Raw genomic sequence first — 18855 nt, forward strand, 5'->3', positions numbered from 1 at the left:
GGATAGGGAAAATCCATCATGGCTTCACTACCTGCCGCCTCCCGGCCCGATCAGGTTCGGGCATTGAGCCTGAGCACCATCGCCTTTACCGCCTGCTTTGCGGTGTGGACGATTTTCTCGATCATTGGCATTGCGATTAAAGAAGAGCTGAGTATCAGCGAATCCGAGTTCGGCCTCCTTATTGCAACTCCGGTCCTCACAGGCTCTGTCACCCGCCTAATTCTTGGCATATGGACAGAACGCTATGGTGGCCGCCTTGTCTTCACCCTGCAAATGCTGCTCACCGCTCTTTCCACCTGGCTGCTGACATTCGCCTCTACCTATCCAATGTATCTGCTGACCGCCTTGGGGATTGGCTTGGCCGGAGGCTCATTTATTATCGGGGTTACTTATGTCGCGAGTTGGTTTGAGCCCGAGCGACAGGGCACCGCTCTGGGCATTTTTGGCGCAGGTAATGTGGGCGCTGCCGTTACCAAGTTTGTAGCCCCCTTTATCCTGGTGGCTTTCGGTTGGCATATGGTGGCCTATATCTGGGCCGCTGCGTTGGCGCTGATGGCGGTCACTTTTTTTGTATTCGCTAAGGATGAACCCCAGTGGGTGGCGCAGAAGGAATCTGGCAAGCCAGTGCCCTCATTTGCAGAGCAATTCAAGCCTTTGGAGGATATTCGTGTTTGGCGATTTTCTCTGTACTACTTCTTTGTATTCGGCGGTTTTGTCGCCCTGGCACTGTGGACCCCCAATTACCTGATTGAAGTCTACGAAGTGGATGTGCGCACTGCCGGCATCTGCGCCGCAGCCTTCTCTCTATCGGCATCACTATTTCGCGCTTATGGGGGACATCTCTCTGACCGTCACGGCGCGCGGACCATAATGTACTGGACCTTTGGTTTCTCCCTGTTACTACTGCTGATGCTGTCTTACCCACCCACCCAGTACATTATCACTACTAAAAATGGGCCACTGAGTTTCAGTACCCAGATGGACCTATTGCCATTTGTAGTGGTGCTCTTCCTGCTCGGCTTCTTTATGAGCCTGGGCAAAGCAGCAACTTATAAACACATCCCGGTTTATTACCCCAAGCATATCGGTTCTGTCGGTGGACTAGTGGGAATGATCGGGGGGTTGGGCGGCTTCATACTGCCGATTATTTTTGGCATCGCATTAGATTTAACAGGTATTTACACCAGTTGCTTCGCAATCCTCTTTGCCCTGGTCGTATTCGCCTTAATCTGGATGCATTTGTCGATTCAAGCTGAGGCCAAGCGCCCAGAACAGGTTGAAGATACTGAAGAAGATCTGCGCCCAACGGAGGAAGAAGCCAGAAAAGATCGGGTCTTGGAAGACTGGAACCCAGAGGACAAAGAATTTTGGGAAACCCGAGGCCGCACCATTGCACGGCAGAACTTATGGATCTCTATCCCGGCCTTACTTCTCGCATTTGCGGTGTGGATGGTCTGGTCAGTAGTGGTAGCGAGATTGCCTGCGATCGGTTTTAACTTTAACTCCGCCCAATTATTCTGGCTTGCCGCCCTACCCGGCCTGTCTGGCGCCACATTGAGAATATTTTATAGCTTTATGGTGCCCATCTTCGGCGGAAGGCTGTGGACCGCAGTATCCACAGCATCCCTATTGGTGCCGTCAATTGGCATGGGTTATGCCGTGCAGGACCCAACCACACCATTCCTGATTTTCCTGGTATTGGCCCTGCTTTGCGGTTTGGGCGGGGGCAACTTCGCCTCCTCAATGGCAAATATTGCTTTCTTCTTCCCGAAGAAGGAAAAGGGCCATGCTCTGGCACTGAATGCAGGGCTCGGTAACCTGGGCGTATCGGTGATGCAGTTTCTGGTACCCCTGGCGATCACTGCGGGCATTTTCGGCGTGCTGGGTGGCAGTCCACAACAGGCGGATGATGGCACCTTGCTATGGATGCAGAATGCAGGCTTTATTTGGGTCCCGCTGATTATTGCTTCCACGGCGGCCGCCTGGCTGGGTATGAATGACATCGCAGATGCAAAGTCCAGCTTTGCAGAACAAGCTGTTATTTTCCAGCGCAAGCACAACTGGTTGATGTGCATCCTCTATACCGGCACATTTGGTAGCTTTATTGGATACTCCGCTGGATTCCCATTGCTGACACGGCTGCAGTTTCCGGATGTTAATGCGTTACAGCTGGTATTTTTAGGGCCATTGGTGGGGGCCCTGAGCCGCGCTGGTAGTGGCTGGCTAGCGGATAAATACGGGGGCGCCAGGGTTACCTTCTGGACCTTTGTCGGAATGATGCTTGCAGTACTCGGGGTAATTTACTTTATTGCCAACAATGAAGCAGCCGGGGCTTTCTGGGGATTCTTCACCTGCTTTATGGCCCTGTTCTTCCTCACCGGGGTCGGCAATGCCTCAACATTCCAAATGATTCCAGTGATTATGGGCAAAGAGATCCCACACCTTATACCCAGCTTGAACAGTGAGGAACAGAAACGCCAGATCGACCGCGAGAGTGCTGCCATAATTGCTTTCACCAGTGCCATCGCAGCTTATGGAGCTTTTTTTATTCCCAAGGCGTACGGAACATCCATAGAGGTTACCGGTGGCCCCTTGGCGGCACTGTGGGGATTCCTTATCTTTTACCTGATTTGCCTGGTCATCACCTGGCGCTTCTATTCTTCAAGGTATGGCTTACTTTACGACGTAGAGCGCGGTTCCTGCAATAATTGACATAAGAATAGAATAAAGAGTCAGGAGATTGGCTCTATTGTGCAACCCCCCAATTATTAGAGCCTGTGCTCAATTACATAATCGCATCATTACCACTGCGGGCAATCAGCTCAAGTCCGGGGCGGTCACACCAGTAGCCATCCACCCCCGGCGGCAAGAGTTGTGGGAGCAATTCACCGTGCCGGGCACGATCGAAAGCTTCAATAACCTGGTGCGTTCGTTGCCATTGTGGAGACAGGCGCAGAATATCAATATCCATTTCACACAGTTGTGGGTAGTGTGGAAGTAAATTAACTACTTCCCCGGATAGCGTCTGAATCCCATTTATCACGAATAAATCTTCTCCTTCCTGAGATGCCAACGGCAACCCATTGGGATACTCCATGCAACGGTAATCGCAATTATCTTTTGCCAGCCCGTGGTGGCGGGCAGTAAAGCAGCGCGCCGAATAAGCCAGTGGCATATGGCCATGGGCAAACAGCTCAATTTCTGGTTTATTGGTGCAAACTTCAAGCACCGCTCTCAATTGCTGCGCCCCCATTTCTACCGGCACCGTCCAGCGCATCATGCCTATTGACATTAGGCGTTCTACGACTTTGTGATTATAAATATTGACGGCAGGACCACAGGTAAACGGCAGCCGGGCTTCCGATAAAAGCTGTACTGCCGACATATCATTAGCTTCAACCAACCACTGACCATTGTCACAGATTTTCCGTACCCAGTTGAGATCCGCATTGGATTCCAGCAACGTCAGTGTAGACAGGACTATTTGCTTGTCCGAAGCCTCCGCCAACATCCGGGCCAGATCCAACCAGTCCGCCGCTCGCAACTCATGTCTCTTACCACACACCACTTCTCCCAAATAAATAATATCCAGCGGTGCCGAAAGAATTTCTTCATAGAAAAAATTAATATCGGTACGCCGCCAATAATATTGCGCAGGTCCCAGAGCTAGCCGCATCTTTTGTCCTCTACTGCCAGGGGCGATCATAAGCGCCCAGAGTCGTTTGCTTGCCTTCAGAATTTTTTGCCAATGTATCCCGCCAGCGATCCCTCACAGAGAAATCATCACCAAGCTGTAACACCGCATCAATCGCCTCACGCCAAGTGCGCACTATTTGCGATACATAGGCAGGACTCCGCTGTCTGCCTTCTAGCTTAATAGCCTTTATACCCGCCAACCTCAGCTCCGGCAGCAGAGCCATACTATTCAAGCTTGTCGGCTCCTCAAGCGCGTGCTGACGCTTTTCGTCAACGATAAACCGGCCCTTACACAAGGTTGGGTAGCCAGCATTTTCACCCTCGGTAAACCGGTCGATCAGCACTCCATTCAGCCTGGTTTCCAGTCCGTTCGCTACATTCCTCCATTCCACCGCCTTGGCCGGCGAACAAACGCCGTTCTTATTAGGCGACTCTCCAGTTACGTAGGAACTTAGATGACAGCGCCCCTCAGCCATAATACAAAGGCTACCGAAACCAAAAACTTCCAACTCCACTGGGCTGGCAACTGCCAATTGCTCTACTTGTTTAAGTGACAGTACCCGGGGTAGAACCGCACGGCGGACACCAAATTGCTGCCGGTAGAATTCCAATGCGGGTCCACTGGTAGCAGATGCCTGCACCGATAGATGGAGAGCCAAATGCGGATACTTTTTCTGCGCATATTCCATAAGACCGATATCCGCCAAAATCACGGCATCAGCACTGAGCCCTGCCGCCCTATCTACCGCTGCCTGCCAGCGCGAAAAAGTATCTGGCTTTGCGTAGGTATTAATAGCCACATATAACTTTCTACCTCGGCTGCGAATTCGCTCCAAGGCACGCAACGCACTCTTGTCATTAAAATTTAGTCCGCCAAAGTTCCGTGCATTGGTTTCATCGCTAAAACCGATATAAACCGCATCTGCACCATTATCGACTGCGGCCTCCAGTGCTGGCAGGCTCCCGGCCGGGCATACAAGTTCCATAGTTGTTCCCTAATTAATTCGGGTAATCATTGCTAATTCAGCAGCAATAATATCCAGCCAGCGCAGGGTCCACTGCGGTATGCGGCTTCGATCGAGTGCATCAAGCCGGTTCTTTACTGTCAGACCAATTTCGGTCTGTCCACCGAGGCATAGCCTACGTTGGAAAAAAAGCGTATCCGGGTCCTCACGACCGCTGGCAATTGCCAGAAAATCGGCAATATCAGCTGAGATAGTAGAGTCAGCCACGGCGTGAGCTGGCGCGCGTACAAAGAGTGTGTCGCGCTTACTTACCCTAAGACAAACTCCCATATCCCTAACGGTAACTTCCAGCACCTGACCATCTAGAAAGTCGAAGAGTCCATCGTTTAACTCCTCTGAAAGCCTCGTATTTAGCAATTTGATAAATGCGATCTCACCCGGCCAGCTGGGTAACAACGGCATTACTCTGCAGCTGAGTCGATAGCCCATATGTGAAATTGATTTTCTAATCGCCAGCATTTTCCCTCCATATCCGATAAAACAGCTACAACTTAGCTCCAGCTTTATCATTTGCCCTGAAGCCTGCTATGCATCATTGTGGAAAACGTTACTCCCTTTGACCTTCTTCAACAGGAGTATTCAATGTTTAGTGATTTTCGCAGGAAGCCCCCTCAGGGTAAGAACCAAATACTTCCAAAGATGAGTAGTCGACATCCATTGTTTGTAAAACATCAAGCTAAAGGAATGGACCCCTATATTTTAAGAATTACCTTGATCATGGCGGCCATACGGCAAAGGATCACTATTGGCAGATGGCCGTTAAATTCAGCGGATAAGTGGGTCACGGTTCTGTCATCATAGACAGCTGGGGAATCACCACGGAATTCCAGATACGCTCTATTTCCTCTTCACACGGGTCCGCATGCATTTTTTTTCGGACCCCCTCCTTGGAAAGGTCGATGTGTACTTCAGGTTCAACCCCCTGGCGCCTTAAGCAGTTGATGGCACAGTGCAAAGGACAGCCATCCAGGACAATTTTCTTACGCCCTGATTTTGCAGTTTTAACCAATGCATCTACATCTCCTCCGACCCCAGCCACACAGGACATCTCTGCCTGCGCATTCCGGTCTAGCTTCACAGCTAAAGTATTTGCTAACTGTGCGGCACTGGAACACCCGGAGCATGCATAGACCAAAGGCAACTCCCGGTAACCTGATTTACTAGTCACTATCGATTTACCCCATGTAAATTTGTTCCGGGTATCTATCACTGGATTCGCGACATTTTTGATCAGCGGACATATTCTTCAGCAGAATGCGCTTCGAGCAATTCATTAACCGAACCACTATGAAACAGAAGACAAGAATTTATGCACCCCAGACGCGCTGAGAATACGTCTCTATAAACGCATAATCGGTATCCATGCCTCACACGGCCGCAGGCGCAGTAAACTCTCCCCTCAATTTCTAGCAAAAACCTCCTGAATAAATCAGAGGTATCTCTGCATACCCTAAACTCTATAGGAGTGGCTCCACGAGAATAACCACACACTACAAAATAAATAATTTGCCACCCGGAGCATTTAAATACAGTTAAATTGTGATACACCCGGATAATATATAAAATCAATAAAAAAGTGACACCTGCCCATTATAGGTAGGCACAGTGCATTTACCCCCAAATAGGTAGAGAGATTTGCGGGCAACAATAGCTCTATTTAACTAGAATCAAATTCTGACAGGGACTTCCAAGATAAATAGAAGATAAGGGTTCAGCCTCTTTTTTTAGAAAATTTTTTTTGGTATTGCCAAATCAGCCTCTACCACGGAGATACAACTAGCTTAACCAGTTTATCTAAAGCTCTCTAGATTGAGTGTCAATCCAATCAATTTATACGCGCCCCTCCCAACTCCCTACCTGCTCAGGACAAGATATAACTCGCACCATTATTTCGGACACTGCCGGAAATAACATGACTATAAGATAAAGAACCAATCAAACCACACCTATGAAAACCAAATAAATGCTCGATCAAGTGTGACCTATAAGCAACCTCGCGAAAATTTAAGGTATCTAGAAATCGAAATACGCTTACCACTTTTCAATATCTAGATCTACTTGTCGGGGTATAGATCAACAACTTACTTTAAGGTTTACGTACCCGTTACTGACTACTACACTGCTGCGACACATATCTATTAATAATGGCAACCATTACAGAGAGCGTGACATGAAACGCTATGGCCTGCACCTTGCTTTGGCCTGCTTGTACTTCTCCAGCCCCTCTATCGCGGATATAGCCGAAACAAAAGGGGGATTAAAAATCACCTCTGATGATGGCAATTTCTATGGTGAACTCGGCGGAATTATCTTCTTTGATGGATATATTTTTGACAAAGATGACTCTTTTTACTCCGAGTTAGACGAAGATTATTTTGTTTTTCGAGATATAGACGAGCCTGTAAACACCACTGACTTTCGCGCTGTACGCTTGATAATGAGAGGAAAACTATGGAAGTGGGAATACAAACTGGAACGTGATTTCTCCATTGCCGGCACTAGCGGACTTTTAGATGTTTATATGAATACTGAAGTCTTTAATGGAAAATTCATCACAGGGAATTATAAGCCAAGTAGATCTCTTGGTGAGCTAATCGGACAAAATGACATCCTGATGATGGAGCGCCCCTTTGCTTCAGACGGCATTTACTTTGGCCGCGTCAGGCAACAGGGGCTTGGTTGGCATACTTATTGGTGTTGCCATACATTCGGCATTGATGTGTTTAATCTGCGCAATCCAGGCAACCCACGGAACTCAGGTATCGGTACTGCAGCAAGGTTCACATGGGCCCCGATCAATGATCAGATAAGCACCCTTCACCTGGGTGCATCAGTGAGCTACGAAAACCCCAATAGATTCACCCTTCCACGCACAGCCTTTGTTGAATATTCTGGACGCCGTGGCCTTGGTCAGCTAATTGCACTAAGCCCTGGCGGAGATGACCTTTTCTTTGGGGAATTTGGTGACGACGAATTTTACCTTGGCAGCCCTGAAGGTAACGTCCACTTCACTGGGCTAGAATTAGCTGGCACCTATGGGCCATTTTATTTTCAGTCAGAATATGCTTTTGGAAAATTTACCGGGGATTATTTTCTCTCCGAGCTAACCTTCGAAGAATTTTTTGGAGCTCCACCAGACTTTTTCTGCGACCCTTTCTTCGGGTGCTTCATAGGCGATCAGGACGTTCGCACTTGGTATATTACTGGCAGCTGGGCTGTTACCGGAGAACGAAAGCCCTACAATGAAAAAAGAGGCACTTTTAAGTCTATAAAGCCTATCCCTCCGGCAGGTGCTCTTGAGTTAACCGCTCGATATCAGTCTATAGAAAATAGGGATATCCCAGACATGAAGGCTAGCAATTTCGTATTTGGATTTAATTATTATTTCAATCCCAGAGTGCGTGTAATGTTAAATATAACTTTAGGGAACAATAGATTTCTAAGTGACGACACAAATCAATTCGCTGTTCGTATTCATGGATTTTGGTAACTAAAGTACTCACTGCGATATAGTCATCCAATATGGTACTCCATTACAAATCCTAGACACCAAATACAAATCATTCAATGTAGCAAGACTGAGATTTCCAGATTATTCAACAGCTTTACTCTTTAATGCTCACTGAACAATATATTGCCAGTAGAGTCAACTTGTAGTGGTCTAATCCTTCCGGACACTTCGTTAAGATGGTAAAACTACCTAGCGAGGTGAAGTATGACAACAAAAGGTACGCGCCGGAAATTCAAGCCGGAGTTCAAGAAAGACGCCGTAGCTCTTGTCTCAGAACAAGGGTATTCGATTTCCAAGGCCGCAGAGGCTGTAGGAACCACTGCTAACAATCTGCGACGCTGGATAAAGGAGCTGGAGCAGGAAGAGAGCGGAGTAAGGTTGGATTCGGGCGAACGAGCTGAACTGGATCAACTGCGACGTGAAGTAAAGCAATTGCGGATGGAGAAGGAAATCCTAAAAAAGGCCAGCGCCTTCTTTGCGAAAGAAATGAAATAAAGTACGAATTTATTAAAAAGCAGCAAGGTAGCTTTCCAGTTAGAGTGCTCTGCCGAGTAATGCAAGTAAATAAGAGCAGCTATTACGAATGGTGTCGTCGTAGTGATAGCCCAATAGATGGCCAGATTTGGCAACTATGCCATCGATTGAAGGCCTTATTTGCAGAATCTCGTGAGAGTCTCGGAAGCCGTCGGTTAATGAAGCTGTTGCGCAAAGAAGGCTTTGAAATTGGGCGTTATCGAGTCCGCAAACTCATGAAAAAGCTCGGCTTGGTAGTAAAACAGAAGAAGCGATTTACACTAACCACAAATAGCAAGCACCAACTGCCAGTTGCTGAGAATCTTCTAAATAGGGATTTCTCACCGAGTGCTAAAAATCAAGTTTGGACTACGGATATTACCTATATCTGGACTTTGCAGGGTTGGTTATACCTAGCAGTGGTAATTGATCTTTATTCACGCCGGATTGTTGGCTGGCACTTAGACCGCCAGATGGAGACGGCCCTGGCAAGTCGTGCACTGATTATGGCTATCAATTTGCGCACCCCAACAAAAGGTCTGCTGCATCACTCTGATCGAGGTAGCCAGTATGCCAGCCATAGCTACCAAGCGCTACTAAAGCAGCATGGAATGGTGTGCTCAATGAGCCGCAAGGGAAATTGTTGGGACAATGCACCTACTGAGCGTTTTTTTAGTAGCCTGAAGCGGGAATGGTTAACAGGAAACCTCTATCCGACAAGGGAGGGTGCGATAACAGACGTGAGGGCCTATATTGCGTATTACAATTCACGCAGGATACATACAACACTGGGGGACGTAACCCCTATCGAATTTGAAAAATGTGCTTAGGAAAGTGTCCGGTTGGAGTTGACCACAACAACTATTAAGCTTACGTCATTCACACTATCTATATTTCCACGCCATTCATCGCAAGTAACTAGCTCTACTATCTATTTTACTGCACTTTCATTCCTTATAAGGTTCAGCAGAAAGTTGATCGTTGATATTTGGGTATGGATAAATAAAACATGTTCAGCTTAGCAAGTTACAAGCACCGAGATCCGGAAATTCTCAAAACTCCAATAGATATCTCCTAAATCTCAATATGTTTAATTTTTCATATTTTACAGAATCAGGCAAAAAAGCTACACAAAAAGAAAATTGCATAACGTTTACTTAACTCAGGAAATGCCTCAAAATGGATATAATTAAAACCAAGAAACGCCCCCTGATTAAGCACCCTTTAATGCTGGGTGGTGCTGCTCTTGCTTTAGTGGCATTTACCAGCACTCTCCTCTTACTTCCTGATAGCGCCTACAAAGTTGAGCGGGAACAACTGATGCTAGGCACCGTCCAACGGGGAGACCTGCAAGTTGTGGTAGATGGTTATGGTAGGCTGCGTTCAGACAAGCAGACGTTAATTACCGCTCTAACCGCAGCGAATGTTGAAAAAATCATGTTGCGTCCTGGTGCAGAAGTACAAAGTGATAGCATCATTATGCAGCTGAGTAATCCAGAGTTAATGCGCGACCTGGATGCAGCCGAAACCTCCCTGGAACAAGAGGAAGCTAATCTGCGTCGGCTTGTTCTGAACAACCAGCGCGATGTTCTCGCGGAGGAAGCCATACTCGCGGAACTGAACTCCAATTACCAAGTGATCAAGTTGCGTCGCGAAGCTGAGGACGAGCTGGTAAAAAGTGGAGTGGTTTCCCAGCTCACCTACCAAACCACCGTCTTACGCCAGGAACAGATGAAAAAACGTGTGGACCTGCAAAAACAGCGTATCAATCACTTGCGCAAAGTCGCCGTCGAATCAGAGTTGATCCAGCGCGAGCAAATCAACCAAGCCCAAACCCAATTGCAAAGTATCCAGCAACGTACAGACCGACTGACAGTACGCGCCGGCCTGGACGGCATACTGCAACGACTACCGGTAGAGCTGGGGCAAGGCGTCGATCCCGGGCAGGAGCTGGCACTGATCGGCAGCGAGACTGATCTTCTCGCTTTGGTTCAAGTACCACAATCCAAAGCAGAACAACTGGAGGTTGGCCAGCCCGCTGAAATTGATACCCGCAGAGAAAAAGTCGAAGGTATGGTAACCCGTATTACTCCTGAGGTTCGGGACGGCAATATTGAAGTGGAAATTGCTTTTAGCGCGGGCGCGCCAGAGTCTGCCAGGCCACAGCTCAACGTCGATGCCCGGATCTTCACTGCCACGATGGAAGATACGCTGTTCATCGAGAGGCCTATCAATGTGCAGAGACACAGTGAGGCCAATCTCTTCCTGATTAATGAAAACGGGGAGGAAGCGGCACTCCAGCCCATCAGCTTCGGCGAGGAGTCAGGTCGATATATCCAGATCACCCAAGGCCTCAATGAAGCAGACCGCATCATCCTCTCGGATATGGCCAATTTTAATGAAGCTGAGCATATCCAGATTGTTGACTAAAGCGAGAACAGGGAGTTCGCTATGTCCAAGCCAATCCTCCATATGGCCGGGATCACCAAGGTGTTCAGCACCGAAGAAATGGAAACTCACGCCCTGCGGGGCGTTGACCTGAGTATTTACCAGGGGGAATTTGTATCTATCTGCGGCCCCTCGGGTTGCGGTAAATCCACACTTCTCTCGATTCTCGGCCTGCTGGACCTCCCCACCAATGGCAGCTATCAGATTGAAGGGTTTGAAGTCGCTCAATTGTCGCTGAGTGAGGCGGCGACTATTCGCAACGAGAAAATAGGCTTTATCTTCCAATCCTTTAACCTGATTGACGAACTCTCAGTCTACGACAATATCGCCCTACCCCTGCGATACCGCCGCAATCCTATTCCCAAGTCTGAAGCCGACAAAAAAGTGAAACACTGCCTGGAGAAGGTGGGGATGAGTCACCGGGCCTCTCACAAACCTAACCAGTTATCCGGTGGCCAACAGCAGCGAATCGCCATAGCCCGCGCGCTAGTTGGCAATCCATCCCTGCTACTGGTGGACGAGCCCACCGGCAACCTGGATTCCCACAATGGCGATGCAGTAATGGAAATGCTGCGGCAACTCAATAATGAAGGTACCACCTTATGCATGGTGACCCATGACCCTCGCTATGCAGATATGGCCAGCCGTCAATTGCATCTGCTGGATGGAAAAATCTCAACGCCGCAGCCCATACTAGAGCCCCATGAGATGGCCCTATGATCACCACAAAGGACCTGTCCATTGCCCTCCAGTCCCTCAATCGGGCGCGGAGCTACGCCACCACTATTACTCTGACCCTGGGTATCACTCTCGGCGCCCTGGTAACGCTGTTTAATCTCAACTACCAACTGCTGGCCGCGCCCCTACCCTACCCGGACGAAGATCGGCTGTATGTCGTAAATGGTAATCTCTACCAGAACAAGCAGCTGCGGCTGGAAAACAACAGCCAATACCCCGCCCTGGTTGAAATCTATAAAAACGACAGTTTCTTCGAGTCCAGCGCCTTGGTGTACTTCTGGGAAGATGTGGTCCGCAATTTATCCGGATCACCACGGGTTAATGTTTCCTATGTCTCTCCGGAATATCTCCAGCTGGCTGGGGCACCCCTGGCCTTGGGCAGACAATTCAGTGCCGATGAAGGGCTCGATAGCCGAGTCCCCGTGGCGGTTATCAGCTATCAAACCTGGGAGCAGATGTTCCGGCGCAACCCAAATGTCTTGGAGCAAAGCCTGCAATTTGGGGAGGTGGACTTTCGTATTGTCGGCGTCATTGCCAAAGACTTTATTGAACCGCAGATCTATAAACAGGGCCGGCAAACAGCGGTCTGGCTGCCCTGGGACTTTAACGATACACAAGTAGAGCGCAGAAATAATTGGAGAGGCTTCCTGCCTTTTCGCATGCTCACAGGAAAGCTGAAGCCGGGCATTGACCCCGCCAGTGCGGGGCATGAATTGAGCACATTAATGAATGCCCAGTATCAAGCGGCCCTAGCGGGAAGATCCTCTTCGGTAGAAAGGTCCGTTGAATACCGACTCACCCCCTTCGCCAATAAAATACTTGGCGACAGCGCCACGCGAACCCTAATGGTAATGGGCGGTACACTGGTGCTTCTGTTAATTGCCTGCGCCAATGTTACCAACCTGATTCTTTCTCGCGCAGCCAAACAACAACGCAATATGGCGATACAGGTCGCGTTGGGCGCACATAAAAAACATATCTTTTTGGCCCTCCTATGTGAAATCGGCCTACTTATGTTAGGGGCTGCATTACTTTCTCTACTTTTAGCCCTGGGATCGACGGAAGTATTAAAGGTGATGGCTACGGAACAAATTCCTCGCATTCAAGAGCTCACCTTAAACTGGCAGACACTGGTTTTTGCACTGTTGTGTGCCTTACTGCTCGCCCTGTTCTTCTCAGCCATAGTTAGTCGCCAGGTTAATTACCGCGCACTGAATCAAATGCTGCAGAGCAGCGGCAAAGGTTCCGGCGTACAGATCTCGCCTCTAATCCGCAAAGTCCTCATCAGCAGCCAAGTGGCGATGACCAGTTTGCTTATCGTCGCCAGCTTGCAGATTTTCCTTCAAGCTAACCGACTGATTAACCAGCCCTTTGGCTTCCCCTTGGACAACGTTCAAGTAATGACTCTGAATATCGGCAATCTTAGGAGTGCCCCCGCTGCCGAACGGGAGAGTTACCTGAAGGCCATCAGGCAAAGATTGCTGGAGCACCCTAAAGTACAAAATGCCAGCCTGAGCCTAAACACTCCTATCTCCATCAGCCGGCCACTCTGGACCACATCCCTGAGTCATGATGCCAGCCGACAAAACCCGGTGATGGCCAAGACCACAGTGGTCGACGAAAACTACCTTTCCATTTTGCGTATGCCTTTGATAGCTGGCCGCCATATCAATGCGGCTGAATTTTCCGATAACAATCGCATGATGCTCGTCAACGAAACCCTGGCCCAGCAACTGGAGCCGGATGGAGAAGTATTAGGCAATCGCTACTACTGGCGAGGTGACTTGCCCTACCAAGTGGTCGGTGTAGTACGCAACGCAAGCCTGCCCGGCAAAAAGGAACCCGCCCGCTTATTTGTGCGCGGTATCAACGTGAGCTATCCCCTACTCGTACTCAGGCATAAACCTCACCAACCGCTCAGCACCACAGAAATAAATCGGGAATTTGCCCAAGTAAACAGGCAGTACAAAGTTTCTGAGCTATTCTCCCTGGAGCAGGCGCGAGACCTACTCCTAAGCAATGACCGGGTGTCAGTTTGGGTAACCACCGCCCTGACGTTACTGGCACTCAGTCTCGCTGCCATCGGTATCTTTGGAGTACTCAGTTACAGTGTACAACTGCGGCGTACAGAGCTTGGCGTGCGCATGGCAATCGGCGCCCGTCCAGCGACGATTTTCTATCACACCCTGATCGATAGCCTGATTCCCGTCGTTATTGGTATCGCTGTAGCGGCTTTGGCCCTAGTCCCTCTGGCGCTTTGGCTTGAGCAAAGCGAGTTCAGTATTGAAACCAGCCTCTGGGGCTGGCTGCTACCACCACTACTTATTATCGGCCTAACCGCCTCGGTGACCCTGCTTTCAGTATGGAAGATAATCAACAAGCCCGCGATTTACGCATTGCAAGGAACAGGATAATTACTTTCCACCTGATAGCCGCTGCTTGAGGTTGCGCGCTCATCGTGCAATCTTTACAGCAAACACAACAATAAGAAATGGAACAGCCAATGCAGCCTCAGCAGTGGTTATCAAACGGAAAGATTTTTGATTATCAAAACCACCAACTCTTCTATGTCGATAGCAACCCAAGCTGCCGACATAAACCAGTGCTGCTTTTGATTCACGGTTTTCCAACCAGTAGTTATGACTGGCAAAAGGTATGGCCCCAACTGACAGAGCACTATCGCTGTATTGCTATGGATATGCTGGGATTCGGCTACTCAGACAAACCCAAGCAGCATAACTACAGTATCTATGGGCAAGCTGATTTACATGAAGCTCTTCTGCAACATTTAAACATCAACAAGGTCCACCTGCTGGCCCATGACTATGGGGATACCGTTGCCCAAGAGTTACTCGCCAGAGCTAATAGCGGTGGTACCACGAGGTATACCTCAGCATGCTTGCTGAACGGCGGTCTATTTCCAGAAACTCATCAAGCACGTTTCGTACAAAAACTGCTGCTCTCTCCCGCAGGCTTCCTGATCAACAAACTGATGAGTTACCGACAGTTTTGCCGCAGCTTCAGTGCCATTTTCGGACCAGACACACAACCCTCTGGCAGAGAATTGCGAGACTTGTGGCAAATTCTCCAATATAAGAATGGCAACCGGCTCCTCTATAAACTAATCAGTTATATGCGCGACAGGCGCCAACATCGTCAGCGCTGGGTCGACGCCCTAAAGCAATACCCCGGCCCCCTGCTACTAATCAATGGCTCACTGGACCCAGTTTCAGGGAAGCATATGGTGGATCGATTTCGGCAACTGATAGATCGTCCAGCAGATATTATTGAGCTGGGGACGATTGGGCATTATCCGCAGTGGGAGGCACCTACTCTTCTAGTCTCGAACTATCTAAAGTTTATTGAGGCCTATTCAAACAAAGAGACCCAGGTCAGCCTATAAACAAAGCCTGGACTGCCAAAACCCACTTAAATTGATAAAAGGCCAGTATCAATGAAAGAATTACCAGGATGTATAGCTCCATATAAGAAAACCCCTGAATTCACTGAGGAGAATATCCCCCCAGGACTACTGAAAGATCACACTACCAAGGAGGGCGTATGGGGGAAGATAATAATCCTCGCTGGGTCACTGGAATATACGATTCAAGAGCCCGAGGTGGAGATTATTGAGCTAAGTCCAGAAAGATCTGGCGTAGTAGAGCCAACTGTAAAGCACCATGTTAAGCCGCTGGGGGCAGTAAAATTTTATGTTGAATTCTATCGATAAAGAAAGATTAAAGTGACTGACATAAATCGCCACACCAAGCTGTAGTGTTTCTTTTTCAAATTTCCGAACACAGATAGAGACGGCAAATAACTCAAATCTAAAATTTAATAGGAAACCAACTTTACTCATAAATAGTCTGAATATTTCAAACCAACACCTCCCGAATAAAGAAGACATAAACCAAAAGAACTCAAGGATATACCTATGCTTCGAATAATACTTTTTACCCTATCCACCCTACTCGCTAGCGCTGTAAATGCCGACTCATCTAATGATAAAAAAAACATAGAAAGGGCTGTACTCGACTATATTGAATCACAACATCAAGTTAAGCCCGACTTAATGAGTAGAGGTTTAGACAAAAAACTAGCGAAAAGGACCTACTGGAAAGCCAAGGATGGCTCAGAGTTTATAATGGAGACAGATTATGAAACTATGCTTTGGGTAGCTGAGAACTACAACAAGGATGGTAATAAATTTCCTCCGACCCCAAGACTTGATATAGATATTCTCGATATCGACAGTCGAGCTGCATCGGTAAATTATCTGTAGATGAATGGATTGACTATATGCACTTATATAAAAATGACAAGGATGAATGGAAAATTATCAATGTGCTCTGGCAGTACCATGACAAAAAAAGACATATCAGCAAATAATATACTTAAGAGACATAATCTAGAAAGACCCAGGTAATGCTCAGATTTTTAAATATCTTAACAATAGCTTTCACCATTTAGACAACAAACAATTGGTACAAAGTTTACACTTAAAGCTTAATTGGTACGAAGATTTAAACTGCAATTTAAACACCAACTGGGACATAAACAGATGATATCCTTCGTGATTGCCTGACACCCAGGTTACAGTTGAAACCCAGGAAGGCTTACGGGTGTTTTTATCCGCCTACTCTCCAGCCAATAACTGGCTAAACCCGGTATGACTCTGATATAAAGCCGTCAGATTAGACGCTTCAATTTGGTAGTTGTAGGCCGAGAAACAATCATTTTCTTTTAATTGGAATTAAAGGTCGGGGATAGATATGGACATCAGATATATCAATCATCTCTTTCTAATTGTTGTACTAGTACTGCTCGCCAGTTGTGGTGGTGGTGGCTCTGGATCGGGCACGGATAACGACTCAACGACAGAATCATCTACACCTACACCGGATCCAGAACCCGACCCAGATCCCGAGCCCGAGCCCGAGCCAGCTCCCGAGCAGGCATTGGAATTAGTGAACCACTGGGGACACGGTGCCTGCCTAGATTTCACTATGAGAAATGACATTGTGTATTGCGCAGCAAAAGGGGCAGGAACAGAAATATATCGTATTGAGCCCGGTAAATTTGTCCCTATCGGCAATCTCGACACCGCCCAAACCAGCAAGAATTCTCCTGAAACAAGTGATATAAAGTTAGTTGATAACAAATTGTATGTGGGCAGTCGTGGAAACTGGATAACAATTTATGATGTAACTATACCTGATACTCCAACTTTATTAGGTGAGTTTCCGGGTTCAGACTACGCGGGCGTTAACGATATTGAAGTGATAGGGAACTACGCCTACGTTTTCTTGACTTACGGAAAAATTGCAGTTTTTGATATCCATAACCCTGAACAAATTAGTGAAGTAGGCCAGGTCGGCCTTTACAACGAAGACAGCACTTACAGTGAGATGGGATATATGGCAATAAACGGAGATGTCATGTATGTCACAGACTACAATAATTTCTATATTATCGATATCACTGATTTGGCTAACCCCCAGATTATAACCAAGCGAATAATTAATAGTGCCGGTGCGTTAGGTGCCGCAGCATTTTATCTGGATGTCGACAGGCTCTATTCAGTGGGCACTTCTGGATTGGATGTTTACGACATCTCAGATGCATTTAACCCTATTAAGCTCAAGACTATTGGAGGTACCTATGGAGATGCGGTAACAACACACGATGGACTCCTATTTTATTCCTCATACTATCACCCCCTTTCCATATACAGCATTTCCGACGACAGTTATCTCGGTGGACAGTCTGTCAACGTGGAACTTGGACAGGTCTATACCATAGGCGTGATTGATGGAAGCCTTTATATTTCAAGTACTACGGGGCTATGGGAATTGGTCGACTACGACGAGACCACCATAAAGCTGGAATCTGTCCTTGATAGCCAAGGAAATGCAAATAAACTCCTAGTGTACGATGAATATATATTCTTATTAAATTATGCTGGCCCAATTAGGGTTCTCGATCAGAACTTGCAGTTGATAAACGCTATCGATGGTCAATTTAGGAATATGGCCATCTCAGAAAAGGGATTGTTGTACGCAGCAAACGGGCCAACATTTACGAATTTCGTACAAGCTTTTGATATTACTGATATTGATAAAATTGCTCAACTGAGTGAAGTTGATCTTAACGACTACCTCGATCCAATTGGATATGGCTGGGCAGAAAGTATCGTTGTTGAAAATGATATGGTTTTTATCTTCGCCAGTGTCTGGGGGGCAGACGATCAAGTACTCTCATTTACTGACGATAAAACTCTTCCGTTTTCAGATGGAAAATCTGTGTCACTTGAATTTGACGCTTATGCAATGGTTGCCGATGATAATAATTTATATTTTACAGGGTCTGGTAGCTGGATAAAGAGATTAGATCTGACCACCTGGCCATACGATATAGAATTCTCTGAATTTTCTGCATACACAACACAGGTAACTGATATCAATTTTGCCAATGGGAAGATGTATGTTAGCTCTTATCAGGACATTGAGATTTACGGTAAATCTGAGATTAACGAACCTGTTTTCGAGTTCACATATCATTCGCCTAATATTAACGACTATTCGAATGAGATTAATGGTGCAACAGATTTTCTGGGCAACTTGATCTACATTTCTCAGAACAGCCAACTCTGTTTACTGGCTGCACCATTGACGGAGGATTCCGAAGCTACTTGCGCAGATCCTGTCGCAGGTTTCACAGCTGACTTACTGGTTGTCGACGACCATATATATGTGACAGGAGGCACAGATGGCCGAATTTATAAGTATAACTACCACTGACTACATTGATCATTGCTAGGATCGTAACGGAACCTCTGCACAATTCCGTAATATCCCTGCGGGTCTTGGACGCTACCGATGCTAGCTACAGCTCATCGCAGCCTTAGTCCTTCCCAAGGACTAA

14 protein-coding genes are annotated in these 18855 nt (G+C 47.4%); 10 read left to right on the forward strand and 4 right to left on the reverse strand.

Annotated features, from left to right (window positions below; translation table 11 throughout):
• The first annotated feature begins 18 nt into the window (after positions 1–18).
• On the forward strand, positions 19–2712 hold the full coding sequence (locus tag ACJJIW_RS18230; protein WP_444935991.1) for a nitrate/nitrite transporter: 2694 nt from the start codon (positions 19–21) through the stop codon (positions 2710–2712).
• Between the two features lie 73 nt (positions 2713–2785).
• Here ACJJIW_RS18230 and ACJJIW_RS18235 read toward each other — a convergent pair whose 3' ends face one another.
• The 4 genes from ACJJIW_RS18235 to ACJJIW_RS18250 form a co-directional block, all read right to left on the reverse strand.
• Entirely contained in the window at positions 2786–3676 is an 891-nt protein-coding gene (locus tag ACJJIW_RS18235) for a U32 family peptidase (protein ID WP_444935992.1), read from the reverse strand.
• Positions 3677–3686: 10 nt separating this feature from the next.
• The gene (gene ubiU, locus ACJJIW_RS18240) at positions 3687–4682 is read right to left on the reverse strand and encodes a ubiquinone anaerobic biosynthesis protein UbiU (protein ID WP_282932661.1); all 996 of its coding nucleotides are present in this window, start codon (positions 4680–4682) and stop codon (positions 3687–3689) included.
• Positions 4683–4691: 9 nt separating this feature from the next.
• Positions 4692–5180 (reverse strand): ubiquinone anaerobic biosynthesis accessory factor UbiT, encoded by a 489-nt coding sequence (gene ubiT / locus ACJJIW_RS18245; RefSeq protein WP_444935993.1) that lies wholly within the window; start codon positions 5178–5180, stop codon positions 4692–4694.
• 322 nt (positions 5181–5502) lie between these two features.
• Entirely contained in the window at positions 5503–5889 is a 387-nt protein-coding gene (locus ACJJIW_RS18250) for a putative zinc-binding protein (RefSeq protein ID WP_444935994.1), read from the reverse strand.
• A 1002-nt stretch (positions 5890–6891) separates the two neighbouring features.
• Between ACJJIW_RS18250 and ACJJIW_RS18255 the strand changes: the two genes are divergently transcribed.
• The 9 genes from ACJJIW_RS18255 to ACJJIW_RS18295 all read left to right on the forward strand — a co-directional run bounded on the left by ACJJIW_RS18255 (position 6892) and on the right by ACJJIW_RS18295 (position 18731).
• Entirely contained in the window at positions 6892–8211 is a 1320-nt protein-coding gene (locus ACJJIW_RS18255; RefSeq protein ID WP_444935995.1) for an OprO/OprP family phosphate-selective porin, read from the forward strand.
• A gap of 225 nt (positions 8212–8436) precedes the next feature.
• Positions 8437–9575 (forward strand): IS3 family transposase gene (locus tag ACJJIW_RS18260; RefSeq protein ID WP_444935996.1). Its coding sequence is split into 2 segments (ribosomal slippage): positions 8437–8686 and positions 8686–9575, totalling 1140 coding nucleotides; the frame shifts between segments, so codons are not numbered across the junction.
• A 349-nt stretch (positions 9576–9924) separates the two neighbouring features.
• A complete protein-coding gene (locus ACJJIW_RS18265; protein WP_282932657.1) occupies positions 9925–11175 on the forward strand; it encodes an efflux RND transporter periplasmic adaptor subunit in 1251 nt (416 codons plus the stop codon).
• A 21-nt stretch (positions 11176–11196) separates the two neighbouring features.
• Complete coding sequence (locus ACJJIW_RS18270) at positions 11197–11913, forward strand: ABC transporter ATP-binding protein (RefSeq protein WP_282932656.1); 717 nt, start codon at positions 11197–11199, stop codon at positions 11911–11913.
• Positions 11910–14345, forward strand: a complete 2436-nt coding sequence (locus tag ACJJIW_RS18275; protein ID WP_444935997.1) for an ABC transporter permease — start codon at positions 11910–11912, stop codon at positions 14343–14345. Before ACJJIW_RS18270 ends, ACJJIW_RS18275 begins: the two co-directional genes overlap by 4 nt.
• Before the next feature lie 89 nt (positions 14346–14434).
• Entirely contained in the window at positions 14435–15334 is a 900-nt protein-coding gene (locus ACJJIW_RS18280) for an alpha/beta fold hydrolase (RefSeq protein WP_282932654.1), read from the forward strand.
• A gap of 51 nt (positions 15335–15385) precedes the next feature.
• Positions 15386–15661 (forward strand): TehB family protein, encoded by a 276-nt coding sequence (locus ACJJIW_RS18285; protein ID WP_282932653.1) that lies wholly within the window; start codon positions 15386–15388, stop codon positions 15659–15661.
• A gap of 204 nt (positions 15662–15865) precedes the next feature.
• Positions 15866–16213 (forward strand): nuclear transport factor 2 family protein, encoded by a 348-nt coding sequence (locus ACJJIW_RS18290; RefSeq protein ID WP_444935998.1) that lies wholly within the window; start codon positions 15866–15868, stop codon positions 16211–16213.
• Positions 16214–16703: 490 nt separating this feature from the next.
• A complete protein-coding gene (locus ACJJIW_RS18295) occupies positions 16704–18731 on the forward strand; it encodes an LVIVD repeat-containing protein (RefSeq protein WP_282932651.1) in 2028 nt (675 codons plus the stop codon).
• Positions 18732–18855: the final 124 nt, after the last annotated feature.

It is taken from the genome of Microbulbifer maximicatervae (SeqCode) (genome assembly GCF_052467815.1).

What these genes read in the sequence shown, in the direction of transcription:
- ACJJIW_RS18230 (WP_444935991.1), top strand. Translation starts at nt 19, where the DNA reads ATGGCTTCACTACCTGCCGCCTCCCGGCCCGATCAGGTTCGGGCATTG.
- ACJJIW_RS18235 (WP_444935992.1), bottom strand. Translation starts at nt 3,676, where the DNA reads ATGCGGCTAGCTCTGGGACCTGCGCAATATTATTGGCGGCGTACCGAT.
- ubiU (WP_282932661.1), bottom strand. Translation starts at nt 4,682, where the DNA reads ATGGAACTTGTATGCCCGGCCGGGAGCCTGCCAGCACTGGAGGCCGCA.
- ubiT (WP_444935993.1), bottom strand. Translation starts at nt 5,180, where the DNA reads ATGCTGGCGATTAGAAAATCAATTTCACATATGGGCTATCGACTCAGC.
- ACJJIW_RS18255 (WP_444935995.1), top strand. Translation starts at nt 6,892, where the DNA reads ATGAAACGCTATGGCCTGCACCTTGCTTTGGCCTGCTTGTACTTCTCC.
- ACJJIW_RS18265 (WP_282932657.1), top strand. Translation starts at nt 9,925, where the DNA reads ATGGATATAATTAAAACCAAGAAACGCCCCCTGATTAAGCACCCTTTA.
- ACJJIW_RS18270 (WP_282932656.1), top strand. Translation starts at nt 11,197, where the DNA reads ATGTCCAAGCCAATCCTCCATATGGCCGGGATCACCAAGGTGTTCAGC.
- ACJJIW_RS18275 (WP_444935997.1), top strand. Translation starts at nt 11,910, where the DNA reads ATGATCACCACAAAGGACCTGTCCATTGCCCTCCAGTCCCTCAATCGG.
- ACJJIW_RS18280 (WP_282932654.1), top strand. Translation starts at nt 14,435, where the DNA reads ATGCAGCCTCAGCAGTGGTTATCAAACGGAAAGATTTTTGATTATCAA.
- ACJJIW_RS18285 (WP_282932653.1), top strand. Translation starts at nt 15,386, where the DNA reads ATGAAAGAATTACCAGGATGTATAGCTCCATATAAGAAAACCCCTGAA.
- ACJJIW_RS18290 (WP_444935998.1), top strand. Translation starts at nt 15,866, where the DNA reads ATGCTTCGAATAATACTTTTTACCCTATCCACCCTACTCGCTAGCGCT.
- ACJJIW_RS18295 (WP_282932651.1), top strand. Translation starts at nt 16,704, where the DNA reads ATGGACATCAGATATATCAATCATCTCTTTCTAATTGTTGTACTAGTA.